Source organism: Marinobacter sp. B-12 (assembly GCF_056857915.1).
Genome location: NZ_JBSXOB010000058.1, coordinates 1 through 2,758 on the forward strand (window position 1 = coordinate 1; position 2,758 = coordinate 2,758).

Consider the following 2,758-nt stretch of genomic DNA (forward strand, 5'->3'; position numbering starts at 1 on the left):
GGGTATCCGGAATTTCTGGTTGATAAAATGCCAAAGATGTAAAGAAGAAAATCTTTCTCAGCGGATTATCTGATTGATCCTCTTCAGCCTACTCTACTGCCAATTTTCTGTTTCCACCTTCGCCTGAGTCTTCATAGCGATGCTGACTAGGGAGGACAGCGAGAGCTGGGCAAGCGTCAAAGCGGTTCTGGTTCATGCGCAATCCGAACACCTGCACAACATTCCTCTTGTAAGAAACCGATCAAATTCTCTAGGTGCCCATACTCGGATATACAGACAATCGTGCGGCTATGTTTCTCCTGCCGGATCAGCCCTACCTTGGCCATGCGCGCAAGGTGATGTGATAGCGTCGAAGCAGGAATACCCAGCCCCTTCTGGATATCTCCGACCGAAGCCCCATCATGGCCAGCTTTGACCAGAAAGCGGAACACGGACAGTCGGTGACTATTCCCTAGCTCAGCTAAGCTGGCTGCAACCTTTTCGTGATCCATAGCACGCCCCAATAATTCGATGTTTCTAGAATTATAGTTGACAGGTCGGATAAACGCAAGTAGGCTGCGTACATCATTTCGACAATACTAGAAATATAGGAGTAATATTGAATGTCATCTCAACTCCAAGACGCTCTAGGCATGTTCGCCTTTCTCGCTATCGAGCTATCGGTTTTATTCATTGGCATTAGCTTGCTGGTCGGAGTTCTTCAACGTCACATCCCACCATCCAAGGTGGAAGCGTTACTGACTTCCAGTGGGAAGCGAGGCTATTTTCTTGCTGCTGGTTTAGGAGCTATAACGCCCTTCTGTAGTTGCTCGACTATCCCCATGTTGAAAGGGTTGATTCGGGCACGGGCCGGTTTTGGGCCGATGATGGTGTTTCTTTTCTCATCTCCGTTGCTGAATCCTATCGTCGTCGGCCTGCTGGTTGCCACGTTTGGATGGACACTTACTGCTATCTATGTGCTCGCCGCTTTGGTGGTCGCGGTAGGTGCCGGATGGCTGCTTCACACGCTTGGCTTCGAGCGTTATGTGCGCCGGACGGCGACACAAGAGAGCAGTGGATGTAGTTCATCAGCAAGCCCGTGCAGTGCTACATCGACCGCATCGAGTTGCGGCACCAACAGCTGCGACACCACTCCGAAGACGGCTTCTTGCGGGGCTGATAGGAAGACAACAGTCTCTACGTCTAGCGAATGCTGTGACAGTCAACCCACTGTCACGGTTAAGAAAGAAGGGAAGTACAGTGGTGTGTGGCGGGAAGCTTGGTCGGACTTTATCGATGTGTTGCCTTACCTGCTCATCGGTATTGCGATTGGCAGCGTGGTCTATGGTTTCATGCCCACTGACTTATTGGAGCAGTATGCAGGCCCAGATAATCCCTTTGCCATTCCAGTTGCCGCTGTCATCGGCGTGCCGTTGTATATTCGCGCTGAAGCCGTCATACCTCTGGCAGCGGCTCTGATGGCCAAAGGCGTGGGTGCCGGGACGGTGCTAGCGTTGATCATCGGCAGTGCCGGAGCCAGCCTGACTGAGCTCATTCTGTTGCGCTCTTTGTTCACGCTGAAGCTTTTAGCGGCGTTTTTAGCAGTCATTTTTGCTATGGCGATGATTGCCGGTTACGCCACCTACCTGTTTTTCTGATCAAGGCGGGAGATGATTAATTCGTTAAGCCTTCCTGGGTACCAGTTGGTGGATTCTGATGAGCAGAATGAAGACATACATTTTCGGCTTGAAGCACCTACACCAGTAGCCTGCGAGGGGTGCGGCGTGCAGGGTGAGTTCGTGCGGTTCGGCAAGCGTGACGTTCCCTATCGTGATCTGCCCATCCACGGCAAGCGGGTCACTCTCTGGGTGGTCCGCCGCCGATACACCTGCCGGGCCTGCAAGACAACATTCAGGCCCCAGCTACCGGAGATGGTGGACGGATTCCGTATGACACTGCGGCTGCATGAGTACGTGGAGAAGGAATCCTTCAACCACCCCTACACCTTTGTGGCGGCACAGACCGGCCTGGACGAGAAGACGGTGCGCGACATCTTCAACGCCCGCGCCGAGTTCCTGGGGCGCTGGCACCGCTTCGAGACGCCCCGCATCCTGGGCATTGACGAGCTATACCTGAACAAGCGCTACCGCTGCATTCTGACCAACATTGAGGAGCGAACCCTGCTCGACCTGCTGGCCACCCGCCGCCAGGACGTGGTGACCAACTACCTGATGAAGCTGAAAGACCGGCAGAAGGTCGAGATCGTCAGCATGGACATGTGGAACCCCTACCGGGCAGCGGTCAAGGCTGTGCTGCCCCAGGCCCGTATCGTGGTCGATAAGTTCCATGTGGTGCGCATGGCCAACGATGCCCTAGAGAGAGTGCGCAAGGGCCTCAGAAAGGAGCTGAAACCGTCCCAGAGCCGGACTCTCAAGGGAGACCGGAAAATCCTGCTGAAACGCGCTCACGAAGTCTCAGACCGGGAGCGCCTCATCATGGAGACCTGGACAGGCGCGTTCCCGCAACTGCTGGCCGCCTACGAGCACAAGGAGCGCTTCTACGGCATCTGGGACGCCACCACACGGCTCCAGGCAGAAGCCGCCCTGGACGAGTGGATAGCCACCATCCCGAAGGGCCAAAAGGAAGTCTGGAGCGATCTGGTCAGGGCAGTGGGAAACTGGCGCGAAGAGACCATGACCTACTTCGAGACGGACATGCCCGTCACCAACGCTTACACGGAGTCCATCAACCGACTGGCCAAGGACAAGAACCGTGAAGG

3 protein-coding genes are annotated in these 2,758 nt (G+C 55.0%); 2 read left to right on the forward strand and 1 reads right to left on the reverse strand.

Features of this window, described 5'->3' with window-relative positions; translation table 11 throughout:
* Positions 1-176: 176 nt before the first annotated feature.
* Complete coding sequence (locus AC13D2_RS13505) at positions 177-491, reverse strand: ArsR/SmtB family transcription factor (protein WP_008294929.1); 315 nt, start codon at positions 489-491, stop codon at positions 177-179.
* 111 nt (positions 492-602) lie between these two features.
* Here AC13D2_RS13505 and AC13D2_RS13510 point away from each other — a divergent pair, with 111 nt between their 5' ends.
* Together AC13D2_RS13510 and AC13D2_RS13515 are read left to right on the forward strand one after the other, a co-directional pair.
* Positions 603-1,637 (forward strand): permease, encoded by a 1,035-nt coding sequence (locus AC13D2_RS13510; RefSeq protein WP_172692111.1) that lies wholly within the window; start codon positions 603-605, stop codon positions 1,635-1,637.
* A gap of 12 nt (positions 1,638-1,649) precedes the next feature.
* Positions 1,650-2,758: ISL3 family transposase (locus AC13D2_RS13515; RefSeq protein ID WP_482938758.1), on the forward strand; the 1,109-nt coding region annotated here is incomplete at its 3' end.